At 59.5% G+C, this 17,502-nt stretch carries 13 protein-coding genes; 8 read left to right on the top strand and 5 right to left on the bottom strand.

Features of this window, described 5'->3' with window-relative positions:
* Positions 1-206 precede the first annotated feature (206 nt).
* The 4 genes from ACQHI0_RS19285 (at position 207) to ACQHI0_RS19270 (ending at position 3,878) form a co-directional block, all read left to right on the top strand.
* Positions 207-422 (top strand): helix-turn-helix domain-containing protein, encoded by a 216-nt coding sequence (locus ACQHI0_RS19285; RefSeq protein ID WP_427903258.1) that lies wholly within the window; start codon positions 207-209, stop codon positions 420-422.
* A gap of 160 nt (positions 423-582) precedes the next feature.
* Positions 583-1,059, top strand: a complete 477-nt coding sequence (locus ACQHI0_RS19280; protein WP_427903257.1) for a DNA-directed RNA polymerase subunit beta — start codon at positions 583-585, stop codon at positions 1,057-1,059.
* A 556-nt stretch (positions 1,060-1,615) separates the two neighbouring features.
* Positions 1,616-2,995: a UDP-N-acetylmuramoyl-tripeptide--D-alanyl-D-alanine ligase gene (locus ACQHI0_RS19275; RefSeq protein ID WP_427903256.1), complete on the top strand. Its 1,380-nt coding sequence runs from the start codon at positions 1,616-1,618 to the stop codon at positions 2,993-2,995.
* A gap of 19 nt (positions 2,996-3,014) precedes the next feature.
* Positions 3,015-3,878, top strand: coding sequence for a phosphotransferase enzyme family protein (locus ACQHI0_RS19270; protein ID WP_427903255.1), 864 nt, complete (start codon positions 3,015-3,017; stop codon positions 3,876-3,878).
* Positions 3,879-3,986: 108 nt separating this feature from the next.
* Here the strand turns inward: ACQHI0_RS19270 and ACQHI0_RS19265 are convergent, their stop codons facing one another.
* On the bottom strand, positions 3,987-5,225 hold the full coding sequence (locus tag ACQHI0_RS19265; RefSeq protein WP_427903254.1) for a GTP pyrophosphokinase: 1,239 nt from the start codon (positions 5,223-5,225) through the stop codon (positions 3,987-3,989).
* Positions 5,226-5,703: 478 nt separating this feature from the next.
* Here ACQHI0_RS19265 and ACQHI0_RS19260 point away from each other — a divergent pair, with 478 nt between their 5' ends.
* Both ACQHI0_RS19260 and ACQHI0_RS19255 read left to right on the top strand, forming a co-directional pair.
* Positions 5,704-6,234: an HNH endonuclease gene (locus ACQHI0_RS19260; protein ID WP_427903253.1), complete on the top strand. Its 531-nt coding sequence runs from the start codon at positions 5,704-5,706 to the stop codon at positions 6,232-6,234.
* Positions 6,235-6,616: 382 nt separating this feature from the next.
* Positions 6,617-7,726: a hypothetical protein gene (locus ACQHI0_RS19255; protein ID WP_427903252.1), complete on the top strand. Its 1,110-nt coding sequence runs from the start codon at positions 6,617-6,619 to the stop codon at positions 7,724-7,726.
* A gap of 95 nt (positions 7,727-7,821) precedes the next feature.
* On the opposite strand, the gene ACQHI0_RS19250 is transcribed toward ACQHI0_RS19255, so the two are convergent.
* Positions 7,822-9,288, bottom strand: a complete 1,467-nt coding sequence (locus ACQHI0_RS19250) for a hypothetical protein (RefSeq protein ID WP_427903251.1) — start codon at positions 9,286-9,288, stop codon at positions 7,822-7,824.
* A gap of 414 nt (positions 9,289-9,702) precedes the next feature.
* Between ACQHI0_RS19250 and ACQHI0_RS19245 the strand changes: the two genes are divergently transcribed.
* Positions 9,703-9,999 (top strand): hypothetical protein, encoded by a 297-nt coding sequence (locus ACQHI0_RS19245; RefSeq protein WP_427903250.1) that lies wholly within the window; start codon positions 9,703-9,705, stop codon positions 9,997-9,999.
* Between the two features lie 489 nt (positions 10,000-10,488).
* On the opposite strand, the gene ACQHI0_RS19240 is transcribed toward ACQHI0_RS19245, so the two are convergent.
* Complete coding sequence (locus ACQHI0_RS19240; RefSeq protein WP_427903249.1) at positions 10,489-10,740, bottom strand: hypothetical protein; 252 nt, start codon at positions 10,738-10,740, stop codon at positions 10,489-10,491.
* Between the two features lie 573 nt (positions 10,741-11,313).
* On the opposite strand from ACQHI0_RS19240, the gene ACQHI0_RS19235 reads away from it, so the two are divergent.
* Positions 11,314-12,432, top strand: coding sequence for a hypothetical protein (locus ACQHI0_RS19235; protein ID WP_427903248.1), 1,119 nt, complete (start codon positions 11,314-11,316; stop codon positions 12,430-12,432).
* A gap of 531 nt (positions 12,433-12,963) precedes the next feature.
* On the opposite strand, the gene ACQHI0_RS19230 is transcribed toward ACQHI0_RS19235, so the two are convergent.
* Both ACQHI0_RS19230 and ACQHI0_RS19225 read right to left on the bottom strand, forming a co-directional pair.
* A complete protein-coding gene (locus tag ACQHI0_RS19230; RefSeq protein ID WP_427903247.1) occupies positions 12,964-14,613 on the bottom strand; it encodes an AAA family ATPase in 1,650 nt (549 codons plus the stop codon).
* 1,031 nt (positions 14,614-15,644) lie between these two features.
* Positions 15,645-17,021: a DUF4365 domain-containing protein gene (locus tag ACQHI0_RS19225; RefSeq protein ID WP_427903246.1), complete on the bottom strand. Its 1,377-nt coding sequence runs from the start codon at positions 17,019-17,021 to the stop codon at positions 15,645-15,647.
* Positions 17,022-17,502 lie beyond the last annotated feature (481 nt).

Raw genomic sequence — 17,502 nt, 5'->3', positions numbered from 1 at the left:
ACGAGAGCGCTCTTCGTATATGGCCGCTCTATGTCCTCTTATTTGTCCTTCTTTCGACCTTTGTGATGAGTCAATGTTGGTCTGGCAGAGCGAATCAGCTTGCGGTAGCGCGAAGGACGACACGGAGGAACGATGAACGAGCCAGACCCGTCAAGCGGTCAGCCAAATGCGGTCGTCACTGGGTGGCCCACTTCATCGGCGACCAGATGACATCCACCATCGAAACCGATGTCCTCGCCATTCTCGCGGTCGGTGGACAGCTCACCGCCGACACGATCGCTCGCAATCTGAACGTGCCACCCCGGCGCGTGGGGCGCGCCCTGCACTCGTTGCGCCGCAACGGCGACGTATTTCGAAACCGGCGCGCGGCGTGGCAGATCACAGCCGGACAGAGTCATACGGAACGGCAGGCCGCGCGATGAGTCACCTCACCCCGGCCACGCCCGCACCACAGCCATCGCTCACCCAACTCACCCGAACGCTCGAAGCGATGTGCGAAGCCGGTTGGCTCACGAACTCACCCACGCCACCAACGGTCGATGCAACAGGTACCCCCACGACCGGGTTGCCCGAGGAATGCCGATGACGCAGACCAGGCCACCCGCCGCCTACGCCGAAACTCCCCGCTCACGCTGCGAGTTCTACCGGCACGAGTGCTCACTACCCACCGTGATCGACCCCGACACCGGGCGAATCACCATGAAGGCCGGGTTCGTCGGTGCGGTGATGATGCCCACCGACCTGGCGCAACGGGTCAAAGCCGCCCTCGATGTGCGTGGTGTCGCGCCGTTGCCGATTATCGGCCACCCCCGAGCCGGAATGTGGACATTCTTGGTGAGGTCCGACATTCGCCCGATCGGTGACGCTGCCGTCGTGGCACGCCTATGGCGTGCGCGGGTAGTGGTGATCCGTGAGGGTGATATCGCGTTGCCGTCACCGGTGCCGGACGCACTGATCGCCCGAACGTGGATCTCGCCGGCAATCAGTAAGTTCCGGCCATCCGGGGCGGTTGTCCTCGCATGCACCCGAGCGTGCTTACCGAGCCAGTTCCCCCGATGAAACCCGGCCCCCGGTCGCCCTGTCCCGACGAGCCCGATATTCACCTCACCATCCAATTTGCCAGTGTACGAATGGATTTCGCCGCATGCCTGACTGTCGCACTCGTGTTCGTGCAAGACATGGCCGCACGCCGACCCTGCGCTGTCGCCGTCGATTCCGGCCACTGTGTCGGGCTCCCAAGGCTGCCCAACGAGCGCCTCTACCTGCTGCCCTAGCCGCACGACCGGCTCGCATCCAGGCCAATTGAATGGCCTTCAACGCACCCAGGTGAGGCCCCGAGACACCTCACCACGGCGCGAGCGAAGGCGGCCCCGGACTCGTTTCCCGGCGATATCGCGATGTCCGGGGCCACCCAAACTTTCCGTCCCGCACCCGCAAAAGTGTGGGACCTGAGCGCAGACGCAGCGATCGGCCAACTGTGGCCGACTCGAGCCGATCCGGGCGATCAAACCGGTCCGGTGACGAGCATGATCGTGGCGCACAACCCGATCTCGCCGTCCGCACAGGATCTCGCCCCGAACTCCCGACACCGCAGTGAAATCGAAAGGTCGAACCCATGATCCCCATGACCCTCGCCGAGATCGCCCAAGCCGTCAACGGTCGGCTCGACGCCGTAACCGACGACCAAGTCACCGTCACCGCACCGACCGCATTCGACTCCCGCCACGTCGACGACGGTGGACTGTTCGCCGCGCTGGACGGCAACCGTGTCGACGGCCACGACTTCGCCACTGCCGCAATAGAAAAGGGTGCGGTCGCGGTCCTGGCCTCCCGTCCGACCGGCACCCCGGCGATCATCGTTGAGGACGTGGTGACCGCGATGAGCGATCTGGCCCACGCCGTAGCCACCCGCTACACCGGCCGAGTTCTCGCGATCACCGGTTCGGCGGGCAAAACCTCCACCAAGGACCTGCTCACCCAGATCCTGTCCCGCCACGGCAGCGTCGTCGCCACCGAGCGTTCGTTCAACAACGAGATCGGGTTCCCACACACCGTGCTGCGAGTCGAGGCCGACACCGACTTCCTCGTGTTGGAGATGGGTGCGCGCGGGCGCGGTCACATCAGCCATCTCGCGGCCATCGCCCGCCCACAGATCGGCGCGGTCCTGGGTATCGGCTCCGCCCACATCGGCGAATTCGGCAGCCGCGAGGCAATCGCGGTCGCCAAACGCGAACTCGTCGAAGCCCTCTACGCCTCCGGTATCGCCGTCCTCAACGCAGATGACCCGCTGGTAGCGGAGATGGCCGAGCACACCCGCGCCAAGGTCCTGCGCTTCGGCGCCGGCCCGGATGCCGACGTGCGTGCCACCGGCATCACCCTCGACGCCAATGCCCGTGCGCAGTTCACCCTGCGCCACGGTGACCATTCCGCACCGGTCACCCTCGGCGTGGTCGGGGAGCACCACCTGACCAACGCACTCGCCGCGGCCGCGCTGGCATTGAGCGCAGGCGTCGAATTTACCACTGTCGCAGAAGGTCTCGACGGCGCGAGGTTGGCGTCGGGCAGCCGGATGGAGGTCACCGAACGCCCCGACGGGGTCATGGTAATCAACGATGCGTTCAACGCCTCGCCGGAAAGCGTCGAAGCCGCTCTGCGGTCGCTTGCCACGATCGCCGCGACTGAACGGCCCACCGTCGCGGTCCTCGGGGAGATGCGGGAACTCGGCGACACCGCACCGGCCTTGCACGCAACGATCGGACGTCAGGTCGCCGATCTGGGTATCGGCACCCTGATCACCGTCGGCGGCCACCACGCCGAACTCATGGCCACCGCCGCCCGAGACGCAGGCTCGGCGCAGGTCACCCATGTCGAAACCAGAGACCAAGTGCTGGCAATACTTACCGAAGGTCTGCGCGGTCGCGACGTGGTCCTGATCAAGGGTGCCAACTCCGCTGGCCTGTTCGAAACCGCCGCAGCACTCGCCGCCGGTCATTGACCAGAAGAAGCGAAACACCATGAGAAGCAAAGACATCGTGGCATTGGCACGAGCGGCCTGCGCTCAGGCTCAGGTCGCCGCTGCTCGGATCGACCCAATTCGGTTGCGTGACAACGCTATGCTGCGCACGGATACCGCGACCATCATCCGTGTGCATCAGCGCGGGGAACTGGCGACGGCGGTCCGGGAGCTGCGGGCCGCGGACTGGCTGCGTTCCCATCACGTTCGCGCACCCGAACCACTGGTGCCCGACCCGGTCGTGGTCGACGGGCGGCCTGTCACCTTCTGGGAAGACCTCGGATCGGGCGGACCCGCCGAGGCTGCCGAAACCGGGACGATGCTCGCACGGCTACACACACTTCGCGTGCCCAGCCACCTCGGGCTGCCCCGCTTCACCCTGCCCGACTTCACCGACCGCATCGATCAATGCCTCACCGACGGCACGGAAAAGGCGTGGCTGCGTGGCTACGCCGAAGACATCGCGGAACGGTGGCACGCGCTGGAGTGGCCGAGCCCTTGGTGTGTCATCCACGGCGACCCATCCCCAGCCAACACCATGTCCGCAGCCACCGGAGGACACGTCGTAGACCTGGAACGCTGCTGCATCGGACCCCCACAATGGGACCAAGCCACCGTCGCCTTCCAGTCCGACACCCTCGCGGACCCACCAGCGAGATGGGAACAGTTCGCCGACGCCTACGGCTCCGACGTCACCAAATGGGAGGGATACCCGGTGATCCGTGACGTCCGATCCTTCGAGTTGTGCCTGTTCGCGCTACGCCATGCCGCTGTCTCCGACCACGCACGCCACCAGGCGGACTACAGGCTGGCCTGCCTACACGGGCACCAGGGCTTGCGGCCCTGGCGATGGGTTGCGCCCTGAAACGAGCCGCCGAAGCTTGCACGCCGCAGTGATCGCCTACATCCGTGCACCCACAACGACATCGGGACCAGTGGGGGCAATGATCGAATCCCGATGGGCGCGTAGCCGTCAACCGACCTTCGAAATCGTCTCTGCCACATTCTCTATCCGATGCAGTTGGCTAGCTAGAACCTGCGGGTCAGGATCTGACGAAGCGTGCACGATGCTATTTCGCATATGCCTAAGATGTCGGATTTCGGCGGCCAATTCGGGGCTAATTTTCCCGCCACTGTCAAGTGCTTTGATTGCCGAAATTGGATTTCTTGACCCTGGTGCTACATCCAGAAGTAGCTGTTCGAGCTTCGTCCATTCCCTTACGAATTTACCCAAAAGGTGCAAACGCTCGGTATTGATGAAGTTATCATGCACGCTTTGCGGGAGCGTAGATGCCTTTCTTAATATTTCGATCCGGCGTTCCGGGTCTTCGTTTAGGATTTGACTAATAACCTGCTCAGCGAGGGCTCCTTCGTCAAATCGTTCGTGGACTTTGTTCAGGTAGGGCTTCAGTTCGTTCGGGGTCGCGAGGTTCAGTCGCTTTGCAAATCGGTAAAGGACATCAACAGGGCCAAGTTCTGTCTCGCTTACCTCGCCCTTTCCTAGCTCTCGCGCATGGTTGAGGAGGAAGCTCGCGAGTTCGTAGTGTATTGCAAACTCTCTGACACCTTCGTCAATTCTCTTCCGCTCAGCTTTTTGCAACTGTTCCAGTGCTATTTCTCCGGCATGCACTAAGCCGTTCAACTGGTCGAGTAGGGCAATTTCCTCATCAGATAGGTCCCCATTGAGGGGTTTGTATACAAGATCGTGTTCTACTTCCGACCATCCATGCATGAGAACGGATGCGACTTGTACCTCCACGCGAGCCAGCGAGAGCCTGACATTAGCTCCGATTAGATCGTCCGACTTGATCTGGACACGATAGTGGATTGCGGAATAACCAGAGAAACGGTTCCCCTTGCGGCTGATTGTTTCCTCGGGAAACTCTTTTCGCGCACCGACCTGGTCGAATAGCCGGGCGATGATTCGGTCAACCTCATCCCTCTCTCCCGGAAAGTAGAGAGCGACTCGAACGCCGGCTAGGTCGGCAATATCGGCCCGCAAAATATCGACCGAAGCATAGTCGCGCTTCTTGCTTCTTTGGAAGCATTTGTCACGGAGGCGGTCAATGCTTTTAGCCCTGCTGGTAACAATGCACCTGATGCCAGCGGAATGTAGAGCGCTTTTGAGGCGGCCTTCAACTATTCTGGCAACCTCTGAATAGTAGTCGAACTCTCGCTCGTACTGTTTGATAAACTCATCTATTACGTCCATGTTCTTATCTCGGAGTCGGGATAGAGTGGCCAATCGTGTTGGCGACACGGATGCAACGAATACAGGCGCAACCCAGCATTGACGCAGGATACACCTTGCATCTCGATTCGCCTGCGCCAGCAACGGATTGGCCTCAGGGTCTTTCGGCTCGCTGCGGCGGTGCATCGTTCGACCAGTAGCGCAGCGCTGCGACACATTGCGGACGGTTCGGATGCGCATGGCGGTGAACCGCCCGCAGTGACTTGGGTGCTGCACGAGGGTTCGCCTGTTGGCTCGGTGTGGTAGGAGGCGTACGTCCGCCCAGGTCGATAGACATCATCGCCGTCACCGATCTCGACTCAGCGCGACTTCCGAGCGCGTCGTCCTGTCCGGGTACGAACCTATCCTCCCGGAGACATGCACTCGTGACACGCTGACCTAGCATACGGTGTGGGCGGTGGGGACAATATGATAACGGTTCAACGCAGCGAGGTGGAGCATGACCGATCGAGAACCCGTACCCGCCGACCTCCAACGTGATCTGATGATCGAGGCTGGATACCGCTGCGCTGTCACAACCTGCCGGACGGCGGAACCACTTGAAATCGAACACATAGAAGAATACGCCACGGTCAGGAAACATGAATTTTCCAATATGGTCGTGTTATGTGCAAACTGTCATCGCAGGAAAGGTATTGGACCTCGAAAGCTCGACAAAAAGGCACTGAGAATCATAAAACGAAACCTTGCTCTCGTGAATCGTCGATACAACGATGTCGAACGTCGAATAATTGAACATTTCGTCGAAAATGATACTGCTCCGTACGTCCTCCTTCCTGAAACATCAGTACTCTTCGGATATCTATTGAAAGATGGCCTGATCGAAGGTCTCCCAGGTGCAGAAGTTGAAGAAGCGATGCACGGGGAATTAGCAGATGGCCGAACGTTTCACATCACTCGCGGATATGCGCTAACCGAGGATGGAAAGATCTTAGTCAATAAGTTGCGTAAGAATACTGAGATCCTTTGATGCGACGTAAAAACTATTACCAAACTTGCCGGTCCTTAGTCTCGTTTGGATCAAATCCTCGCGGCGTTTCCACTCCCTATCTGCGTGGATTAGTGCATTTAAGCGTGGAGCAATTGAATGTACCCTTGAATTCTAGGGAGCGTTCAAATAGTTTGACCCGAGTCGAGGGTGATCGCGCTCGACGCAACCAAATGCAATCCCCGCGGCACTCTATGCCGGTCAGTCAACGAACTGAATGTCTCAGCGATCGCCGGTCCCTCGGAAAACTATCAATCCGCACGCAAATGGCTGCCGAGGGAAGGGTTGATAGTACAGGCGAGCGCGCTAGTTCTTGGCCTCAATCCTAACTAACGATGTGCTACGCCCGGAAAGTAGGGAATCGATGACGCAAGAACATAAAAACGGAGCAACTGAGGAGGAATTGAGGGCTGCGGTACTCCGGTCCGGATATCCTTTGCAGGGCATGGTGGTCGATAAGTTGGTCGAGACGATCGGAGAGCCATCCTCTGTAAAATGGGATATTCAAGAGGAATGGAGCTTTGTCGATGGCGACACCAATGACGTACGCCAAATCGACGCCTTGGTTAGCTGGCAGGCAAGCAATTCAAATCCTAGTCCGATAGCCGACTTTTCGGATCCAAGCAGCTTCATTCGCGTACACTTGACATTTCTAATAGAATGCAAACAGTCGGAATTGCCGTACGTGGCATTCACTCGAGACACCGCATCGGGATGCAGGACTCCGCTGCTGCTCGGTTTGCCGCATGAAGACCTAGGGATTCGCTTTCATGGAACAGGCAAAACCGCGACCGTTGGCATGTCGACTGAGGATGCTCTTGGGACTTACGAGTTTGGATCACGATGTGGAGAAGGTCCACCAGTGGCCGTATCGATATCGAAGGCTCAATGGATGAAAGGCGGACACCTGGAGCTATCTGGGCAGGAGACCTACCGAAGTCTCACCCTACCGATGCTTAAGGCAATAGACTATTTGAAGGAGAGCTCCAGACCGTCAGAGCAGAGAATGTACCTAGATCTAAGACTTACTTTTCCAATCGCCGTCGTACGCGCCCCACTCTTTGAGGCGCGGGTTCAGAACGGAACGGTTCAACTTGCAGAGGTTCCACATGTACGTGCAGTGAGGTCAGAGCCGACTTCCAAGGTCGGAAGATGGCCCGATACTTCGGGATTTGACATAATTCAGTACGATTTTCTGGCTGACTACGCTCAGCACGCCAAGAATTCGGTACTCGAACTCGTCGAGCGTGTAAACAAGTTCTCGGCGCAGATCCTTACCGGCGCCGCAGTATGGGAATCGGAAGAATTGGATTCCGATCAGGAATCTCAATCAGATGCACACGACGAGCAGCCAGCATATCTAACCATGAAACCACATCTCGGCCCAGATCAGCTATCCGAGATACTCTACAAACGGTATTATGAACTACATAATCCCGAATCAGATGAGAAATCGGACAGCGGAAGTATGTAAGTTCGGCCCTCTTACTGCTTAGCGACTGTTCGCCCATATGCTGGGCAGTGTGGGTGGGGCTGTGATACATAGGTTGGCACCAACTCTGGGGCAATTCAGTCCGCGGTGGAGTGATACCCGTTCGGTCGCTCGAACAGCTCAAGCATGCGCTCATCTAGCGAGGTCGCGTTCCATGGCTTGTCGGACAACAGAAGACTTCGAAGCAGAGTTCGAAGCAGATACCTGCCAGCCGAGACCGCACTGAACTCGCTATCGCCGAGCTTGACCGTCCATTTTTTTGGTGAATTTCCATGCGCTATCTTGGATCGGATGCCATAGAACTGCTTCAGCAAACCGTAGGTATTCTCTGGCGGGACCTCGTCAGCTAATGCGATCGCGGCCCTCTGGGCCATGCGGTGAGTCAGTGCATCGGGCTCCAGGCCAACAAGTGCTTCAATCCCAATTGCGATGTCGAGGATGACATCCTCGACATCGTCGCGGAACGAACTGCGTCGACAACGCCGAGCCGCGATCGACACGTTCTTTGGCGCGTTCTCCAGGGATTTGGCGATCCTGATGATTTCGTCGATCTCGGGTGCCGGGATCGACTTCCTTACTTTGCTCCACCCTCGAGTGTTTAGCTCCTCTGGGTAGGCACGACCCGTCCAGGCGGACCACAGTGGAGGCAGATCGAGTGCCCAGGTGTCGGCCCAGTCCCGGGGTCGAACGAGTATCTGTGCGTACCCGGTAGAAATCTCGCTGACTATGTAGACGGCCTCCGCCACCAAGTACGCGATATCAACTGATATCTCGGGAGGGAGGTCTCCGGGCGACCGGCCGTGGACCTGATTTGAGAACTGAACGTTGCGCACTACGACAGCGTGGGTAGCTGCTGCGGCGACATATGGTGAGACGTTTTCCTGGCGCATCCATGGAAGTGCACGTGCCCGGTGGACGTCCTTCGTCAGGGGTTCGATCCAGGTGTTTGAGTTAATTCGAACGGGCTCGTCGGCGTCAAACGATACGGCCACAAGGGGCACAATCACATCGCCAGTCAATTTTTCACTGAACCGGGCTCTTTCGATCTGCTCGTAGATGGACCTGAGTTCCTCGTCCGTCTCGGCGCAAACAGCGTCCGCGCGATTGAGTATGCAGCCGATCAGCAACCGAACAGTCTCGAACTCGATCTGCTCGCGCCGACGCTCTGTGTTCTCGCCATCCATCAGTGGAGCAAGCCAGCTGATGCCACGCATGAGCTCTTCGTCTTCCATGGCGCGTCGGCTGATTTCTTGCACGGGCGCAGCCAACTCTGAAACATCGGGAACCAGGATGGTTGTGCTAGCTCCGTCCGTGAATCCGAACAGATTTGACCAGTCCATGAGTTCGCTCTTGGGGCCAAGGATCAGATCCGTGGTGACCTGGGGCCATCCCGCATCGTTTTCCTCGTACTTGATCAGGGTCTGTCTTGGCACGTGACGTCCGCTGGCCGCGTACGCACGCCCTGCCTGACGTGCAGCCTTTACCGCAGGCAGAAGTAGCTCCCACAAGTCGGGCCGCAACAGGTCGGTAACTGAATCTCCCACCCGCTCAGAATGCATCACTTGGTTCGACGGATCGACACCGGTGCCGGGTGAGACTCCGTGCTCAGAGACCGAGGGCTGGCGTCGTGGCGTAGGCGCTGCCGTACACATCCAGTCCGCCACCCAGATACCATGGGGACACACCATAGAGTGTGTAACGATCTCACCCCAGCGAATGGTGTCACCTACGCACTCCGTATGGCAGGAGCCGCGAGGTCGCTTTCCTGCTTGTCCGGGTTCGGAACGACTCGATCTCTCTGCGGTCGCAGGAGAGAACCACTCGATCCTGCGGAGCACCGACATCGGCTCGGCGTCAGGATCGAGAGACCGACAGATCGACCGTGATCTGCGCAGCTTCGTCCTGGCAACGCCTTGCGCCGCAACCGGGGGCGCCGTGACCGACACCGAACCAACTGTGTGGACACCAGCCGCGGCGGGGTGTACCACAACAAGAAGTACCAATGGCTGGCCGTCGAGGTCGGCCTCACCGTCGAGCGGCAAAAGAGCAACGGCTGGTTGCAGACCACTCTGCCTGAGGAGACCGACAGGCTGTACCGCACGCAGATCGACGACCTCGTCGGCGTGCTCGTCGCGCACCGCCGCATCGAGCGCGGCGTGATCGCCGCCATCGGCGACAGCTCCGACATCGACGATGCCGAAACCACGCCGGACCAAGACGAGCCCGAACGGGCACCCGCAACGGGTTCAACTTGACCTGCGGATGCACCTCGCCGGTTCGCAGGATCCGCGCGGCGAAACGCACCACCGACGCGGGTCCGATTCTGTGTGGAATCTGCAGTGAGGTCTTCGCTGGAGAGCCTGAAGGCGGGGTTGCACGGGACCGGTAAGCCGTACGGCAACGCAGATGCCTAGTTACGCAGCCTGTTACGCGCAACAGGAAATGTGGTCTGGCACTCGGTTGAACGTTGCTTGCGACCCCGTGTGGTGCCTGTGGAGGGGCGGTGACGTGCTCGTTCTCCGGGCTGCTGGTTTCCTATGCGAGCGACATCCTGATCTGAGGAGACGCTGGGCGGTCGGCTAGAAATGCGTGACATGCGTAAGATGGGACGCGCAGAAGGTTTCGTTCAGTGCTGAGTCGTGCTCTTTGGCTTGACAAGTAACAGCGAAACTACGAAACCCCCAGTTCGAGTACGACGTACTCGAACTGGGGGCGGCCCTAGCGGAGGGTTGATCCTGTCAGTTTCACAGGCTGCTTATCAGGATCTCTCCGTACTGCACGATCGCCGTCAGCACGGTATGCGCCGGGCTGACGGCGTCGTCGTTTCCGACCACGTACAACAGCCAGTGCACCGTACGAAGCATGCGCAGATGCTTGAGGAGCATCAGCGCGCTTGCTCGGCTGTCGGCTACGCCCTTGCGGGCGATAGCCATTGCCTTGCAGGCAGCGGTCGCTGCGACCTTGCGGGCGCGGTTGTTCGCCTTGGCGGGTCCCATACGGGGCTCCACCTCTCAGTCGGGGGTCAACGACCCAGTGGATGCCCGCTGGTTGCGGCGGACGGGCAAGTCTCGATGCCGGTTGATCGAGACCTCCCGCCCGCCACACTCTTTGCGGACCACGGTTCCGGGAGAGCAAGCAAACAAGGTGCCGAATCCGCTGCAGTTTCCCGCAGCGGGTTCGCCGATTCAGAGTCTACTGCCGCCAGGGCGAGAAACCGCACCGCCAGCCGCGCCGGTGGGCGAATTCGCCTGCGGCAAGGGCGCTGTGAGGTTCCATGATGTACCGCGAGGTTCCCACGGAGTCACCATTGAGTCCCCAATGAGGACCGTGCAGGACCATGAGTGATGTTGGTCACAGAAGATAATATCTGGACGACCCATGGGACGCGAATGGCCGAGTCATCGGATTCCTGCACTGGTTCGCCGGTCGATGCCAGCGGCCCACCTCCACGATCGGCGGCGGCAGCCCAAACATCAGACCCCTGTTCTAGTCAGAGGCTCGAGTTACCGTGGGGCGGTAGACCATTGGTTAGGCAGGGGTGCTCGATGGGGGACAACCAAGATCTGTGCGTGGCGTACAAGATGAACGCGGCGCTCGATCCGTATCGCGACCATCTCATCGACATTCGCGTCGATGAGAACTGGGAGCAGTGGCACGGAATCGGGAAGCTGGGTCTGCGTTGCGTACTCTGCCGTCGCGTCGTCACACCGTTCTTGTCCACCCAGAAAAACCGGTTCGTTCGTCATCAGAGCGGAGAGGGAACCTCAGCTTCCGCGGCCGCGAAGAGGACTGCGCACGAGTCATTTCTGCACCAGCGATGCAAGTACTGGGTCGCTGACCAGTTGCGCGAGGCCGGCGCGATCGCTGAAGTCGAACAGCAACTCGGTGACCGCCGCCCTGACGTGCTCGCGGTGCGTGATGGCCGACGGTTCGCAGTCGAAGTCCAATGGTCGTCGCTGAGTCTCGCTATCGCTCAGGAGCGAACGGCAGATCTTCGACGCGCCGGCGCCGACGAGGTCATGTGGTTGACCCGCGGCTACACGTGGGTCGAGAAGCTGCCCACGCTCGGCCTACACGGGTTCAATCCCGACAGCGATGGCTACAGAACCGAGTTCGGCTTCCTTGCGCTCACCCCGAGCGGTGGACTCAGGACAGCCATCCGGCCAGTGCGGCAGGCATTGCATCAATGGCTCGACGGCGAGATCGCGTGGGCCTACCGAGACTTCGAGAAGGCGGGATGGGCCACCGTGCAGGACTGGGCGCAGCACACCAAGCAGCAGGCAGAAGAGATCGAGCGACTTGGCGGTGAACTCGGCAAGGCGACGGACAAGATCGAGCGGCTCAGCACGACAGTTCGCAAGCAGAGCGCGCGGATCGACGCGGTGGAATCAGACCTGAAGGGCGCCAAGGCCGACCTGTCGCTGGAGCAGGGCAAGGTCGAAGAGGGCAAGCGCCACAAGGCCCGTGATGCCGAAACCTTCGAGAAGGCTCGGTCGCTGATCGAGAAGGCCATCGGCCAGCGCGACCAGCACGCCGGGGCGGCCTCCGCTCTGGAAGCCCAACTCGAAGCCGAGCGCGAGGCGCATAACCGCACTGAGGCCGCGTTGGTTTGGCGTGCGAGGCTGGTGAAGGTTCTGCTCGCCGTCTGTCTCGTGCTGGCGGTTCTCGTTCTGCTCGGCAGCTATTGATTTCTAGGCATCAACGTCAAGGACGTCTGGACCGGTCAGGAGGACCGAATGCGACTGAAAATGCAACTGAATCAGTTCGGCGCGTTGTGCATCGATTGCCATGAAGGCGTTGGATCGGGCGGCGGGTTCATCTTTGGGCCGGGGTCAAGCAATCGCGTGCTGTGCTTGGACTGTGCGTACCTCGAGTGTGGTCGATCCCGTGGCCTGATCGCGCAGTCACCCGGCGTGCCGTTGGAGTGATGGTGTCGGTCGGACGCCAACTAGCCCGCCGCCGTGCGTGCCCTGCGCGCGCCGCGGCGCGGCCGGCAAGTGGGTCGCCATCGCGGCATACGGCACGACACCGTCGCGAGCCAACCTGCCGTCGATCCTCAGCTCATCGGCAGCCGCGTCGATGTTGGGCCGTTGTGGAGGAAGCGCGGCAAAAAGCAAGTGACAGTTCACCTCCGCGGCAGCTGTCACTCACGCAGCTCTGACCCATTCACGGTCAGCGACCGACCTCCTTCAGGTCGAGCACCCCTGCCTAGGTCCGCGTCAAACACCGTGCAGTGAACCGCATTTGCACACGACCGCACCCTTCCGATACCGCAAGGAAGTGTTACACACCTGACAGACCACCAGTTCATATACGTCTCGCACGGCAACCCCGAAATCTCTCGCTTCAGCATCGGTGAAGCCTTCTGCCCAGGACGTAGAATGAGCACCCACCAGGTTGCGCATATACTGGACCTTTTCCAGCTTCTCAAGGGCCGAATTAATTGAACTGTACGCAGCACATCGCTCTCTGATCCCCGGGGTTAGGTCTCCAAGAGTATATTTGTCGCTATCATTTCGATTAACTTTGCACTTCAATGATACGCTTAGTGATTCAAACATCTCCTCTAGAAGTCGTGTCGCGATTGTCGGGACTCGATTGAAATCGCCTTCCTTCAAGGATTTGCCGAGATCGACGTAGCTCGAATTGTACCCGCTTGATACACAGACCGACCCATCGGCGGTGGTCCATACACGCCGCCGTACATGTGGGAAGTTGTACTCTTTTGCGATGTCGGAAAAGCGCTCATACCAAGCTCGATCATGGAAAGTCATGATCAGCTGCCAGTCCGACAGCTCGCTAAACATGAACTCGGCAACCCGGTCGCGAAGCGAGTCGTCCACGCTTTGAAATACATCATCCAGCAATAGAACACGTGACTGACCTCGATTCGCCCCGTCTCGTATAAGCGCGACGATGGCAAGGAGAGACACCAGATCCAAATTTGCTTCGCTCAGGACTGAATACGCGGGCACTGCTCGACCATTTAGCAAGATTGCAGATAACGCCACATGTCCACTGTCGGGCACCTGTGATAGCTCAATCCTAGAGATAATCTTCCTGGTACTAAAGTGCGCAATTTCATGGAATGCGGAATTGAGACGGTCTGACGCGGCCGTCAAGACCTCGATGACAGCTGAGCGTCGGCGTTTTACGGCTGCCCGGGCCAGTTCATTCACGATCCGCTCGTGATCGTCTGCGTATCCCTGCAACTGGTTGCCCAGCTCGGTCAAACGTTGGATCCCGTCCCCATACCGCTTGGCGCGCCCACGGTAAACTTGCTTGGAAGTTATTCTCTTGGCCGTTCGAAAAATTTGCACCTCATCAGGCTGTAAGCCCGGCATTTCCTGGGGTCGAATTTTCAGGAGTTGTGCTAATTCCGAATTCACCTCCGAGAATTTCTGTCTCGAATCAGCCTTCGATGCCAGCAATTCCTTTTCCCTCTGGCTGAGTTCACCATTGGATAGGAAGCGTGTATCCACGATTGTATGTAGCAGTTTCCCACGTTGCTCATCATTGCTTCGGCCGAATGCCAGCAAATGATCTCGTTTGATCAATATGGAAACCAACTCGAACTCTGGAAACGGAACCTTGATGCCCGAAGTTGCGGTGCGACCATCTTCCAGAAGTACGGAAGCCCTGGTTTCGTCACCGTCACGAGCCAATTTACTCCGGGGGTCGATCCGAACAGTTCGACCAATTTGAATATGTCGAGGTTCGCGCCCCGACAGTCCGTATGCAACCGCCTCAAGCAGGCTCGACTTTCCGGAACCGTTGTCCCCAAAAAGGAGCGCAGATGTTGCTATGCCGATTTCATCCGTAAATGTGAGAACGCTATGCTCGATACCGCGGAAGTAGTCGACTGACACGGACCGGATCCATGCGTTTTGGACGCTTCTAGCAACCAACGGTAGCCATTCCTTTCTACTCTTGAACGGCTCAGATACCTGAAACCTAAGCGCTTGTAAGAAGATTCATGCCACCCTACCTAGTCCACCAGCACCGCGTGGATGAGATGAGCTGACAACAGGCAGACCGGCCTGACCCCGACGGATGACTTGTGCTCGTCGTCGCCGAGGGGTGGCATGCTCCGTGGCGTTCGGTCTGTAGGTGGCATTGCGGATTGGGGCGCAGTGGGGACTGTCGGCAAGGAGCGAGGGATTGCGACCCTCGCCTGTGTTCAGCGATCCGGAGAGGGCCGTCGACGCTGCTCTGGAAGTCTCTTCGCCGCGGACCCATGTGGTGACCCACGGCGCTGCAGCACTTTGACTTCTCTTGCAACGCGGACTGGAGCCGGTTGGCGGCGTCCGTTCGGCGAAGCGTGTGAGGAGTGTGTAACCGATGTCTCAACCCGAGGAGTGATACCACCTTCACACTCCTCATGGCCGTAGCTGGGACAACCCCTGAGTGGTGCCGGACATCACCCGTGCCCGCAAACCCCTACTCAGAAGCTGGTGCTGGTGACCCTACTTGGAGACCGGGCCGTTCGAGACACCCCGATCGGGTGGATTCAGCCGGTTCAGTCGACGCGGCGATAGGCGATTGCGCTGTGCGTTCTGCGAGCTTGCCCATGTGAACAGGACGCCGTTGCGGACGAGCGCGAACAGTTCGGATGCGTTGATCTTGCGCCAGTGACCTGGGCGGCCCTGATCAGCTTGTAGGCCATAGCTATCCGGCTGCGCAGGCGCCGGTGCTTTGGTGGGCCTAATGCGCGAACGGACGGTGGTGAAGGTCGATCTGATCGGGGTTGGTGGTGCACAGTTGCATCCGTTGTTCGGCCAGACTCTTACCCACATCAGGCGAGCCGCTGTTTTCGCGCGGGCGGGAGCGCATCGAGATGAGGTCATCGTGCGCAGACAAGCCATCCCAGGACCAGTCAAGCCAGTCTGCCGGCTGCGCATCACCGCGGCTCGGTGGACGCCTTCCGGACGAAGTATTCCTCCGGCCAGAAGGTGTCTCCCAACGTCAGCTGATCGAACAGAACGCAGACGGTTCCCGGGTTGTCCTCGGAATCCCAGACAGCCGATACATTCCGGCCCCGTTCGTTCCCATAGCGGCTCAGCCAGTAGATTCTGTCTCCCGGCCTGAGCCGGAATGCGCTGACCAACTGCCGGCCCGACGTCATGCGAGTACTCGGTTGTCCGACTCGCGCATCGAAACCGTATTCTCCGGTCGGCCGGGGGCATCGCCAGGCGATCCGGAACTGCTCGTCGATCGGCAGGACAGGTAGACCCACGTGAACTTCTTTGACCAGGTAGAAGGTGACGAGTCGGCGCGCCCTATCTGACATTTCGCGGCAAGGTTTCGAGAGCGCCTCGGCATATGCGTCAGCATCCGACTCCAACTCCGTGGCGATGGCAGCCAGATCGTGGTCGGTCGCGATCTCGGTGCGGAGTACCTGGATTGACCGGGGCAAAGAATCGGGTTCGACCCGAAGACGGTGTTCAATTCGCCTGGCAACGTAGTTGTCACGTGCGTCGATGTTGGTGCGAAGCTGCGGTACGTCAACGGTGGGTTTGCGAGCCCACTGAGCGGCATCGAAACAGGCCGCTAACCACTGTGCCTCAGCTTTACTCAGTATCTTGTCCACCAGTACGGACATGCCGGGAAGAAGCCCTGGTCTGCCGTTGGGATAGAAGTGCTCGGGGCCGATGTGCTCCGGATACCAGTCGAAGTCGCTGTGGAGCAAAGTCGCGAATCCTTCACCTTGGCGCTGCCAAAAGATCAAATCCTCGCCGTACACGTTCACGTGGTGCTGCACGATGTCCGATGGACCGAACTCGACGCCCGCCATCTCACCCAACTGGGCTTGGATGATCTGGTTGCCCCGATAGCGGCTCAGGTAGGCTCTGACCTCGGCGACGAAGTCAGCGACGGATTCGTCATCCAACTCCTGCTCCGAGTTGATGGTGATCGTCTTGGGCACCTCACCTTCGCGCCGTGCCGACAGCAGTTGCTTGGTGGCGTTGGCCCAATAGAGACGGTCGGTGTCCGGGTCATGAACAACGCAGAGGACCGGGATGTTGCCATCGGCCCAAGTGCCACCGTGGTCACCGATCGGCACGGCATACCCGTCGGCCCTGCGCCACGAACGGCCGCCCTTGACCTGGATCTTGACCAGGTCGCCGGTGACCTCACCGTCCTCGGTCAACGTGACGTGTTGGTCCTCGCCGAAGTCGTTTTGGCCGTCGATCTCCTGAACGATGTGATTGTGTCGCTCCAGCAGCGCCCGCAGTGCGTTGACCGCCGCACGACTGGTTTTGCGAGCATCAGGCACCTTCGGCAATGGAACCTCCGGATCGTAGTGCGCGGTGACGAGAGATTGGTCCGCGAAAGTCCGCCTCTTGCCTCGTCTAACCCGCGTCAGCCTTTCTCGGCATTCAGCAATTCACGAGATAAGCTGTGGTACATAGACATTCGCTCGTAGGCTACTGATCGCTTAAATCGTCAACCAGCGTACGCCCTCTCGGTGCGGGCGGCCCGCTCGCGCAGGTGTCCCGCTTCCCCTGCTGACGGCCACTGCTTTGCTGAGACTCGACTTGAGGAGTGTGTAACGGATCTCAACCCCAGCGAGCGGGGCCGCCTCTGCGCTCTCAAGGTCTGTAGCAGCTCGCGCGATCAGCGGCAGATGCGTGCGTTCACTCCTTGGTATGCGCCTATGCAGCCGAGCTAAGGGCACTTCGTGTCTATAGTTTGCGCACGAGCGCCGGAGGAGCGCGCACTGATTCGCACGAATGACGTTGCAGTTCAAGAAGAGT

The organism is Nocardia sp. FBN12 (assembly GCF_050320175.1).
In the GTDB taxonomy this organism is placed as follows: domain Bacteria; phylum Actinomycetota; class Actinomycetes; order Mycobacteriales; family Mycobacteriaceae; genus Nocardia.
Note: the sequence above shows the minus strand (reverse complement) of the source record. Positions and strands in the feature narration are given on the sequence as shown.

Bases quoted from the DNA above. Each gene is read 5' to 3' on its own strand.
- ACQHI0_RS19280 (WP_427903257.1), top strand. From the start codon at position 583: ATGACGCAGACCAGGCCACCCGCCGCCTACGCCGAAACTCCCCGCTCA.
- ACQHI0_RS19275 (WP_427903256.1), top strand. From the start codon at position 1,616: ATGATCCCCATGACCCTCGCCGAGATCGCCCAAGCCGTCAACGGTCGG.
- ACQHI0_RS19270 (WP_427903255.1), top strand. From the start codon at position 3,015: ATGAGAAGCAAAGACATCGTGGCATTGGCACGAGCGGCCTGCGCTCAG.
- ACQHI0_RS19260 (WP_427903253.1), top strand. From the start codon at position 5,704: ATGACCGATCGAGAACCCGTACCCGCCGACCTCCAACGTGATCTGATG.
- ACQHI0_RS19285 (WP_427903258.1), top strand. From the start codon at position 207: ATGACATCCACCATCGAAACCGATGTCCTCGCCATTCTCGCGGTCGGT.
- ACQHI0_RS19255 (WP_427903252.1), top strand. From the start codon at position 6,617: ATGACGCAAGAACATAAAAACGGAGCAACTGAGGAGGAATTGAGGGCT.
- ACQHI0_RS19240 (WP_427903249.1), bottom strand. From the start codon at position 10,740: ATGGGACCCGCCAAGGCGAACAACCGCGCCCGCAAGGTCGCAGCGACC.
- ACQHI0_RS19265 (WP_427903254.1), bottom strand. From the start codon at position 5,225: ATGGACGTAATAGATGAGTTTATCAAACAGTACGAGCGAGAGTTCGAC.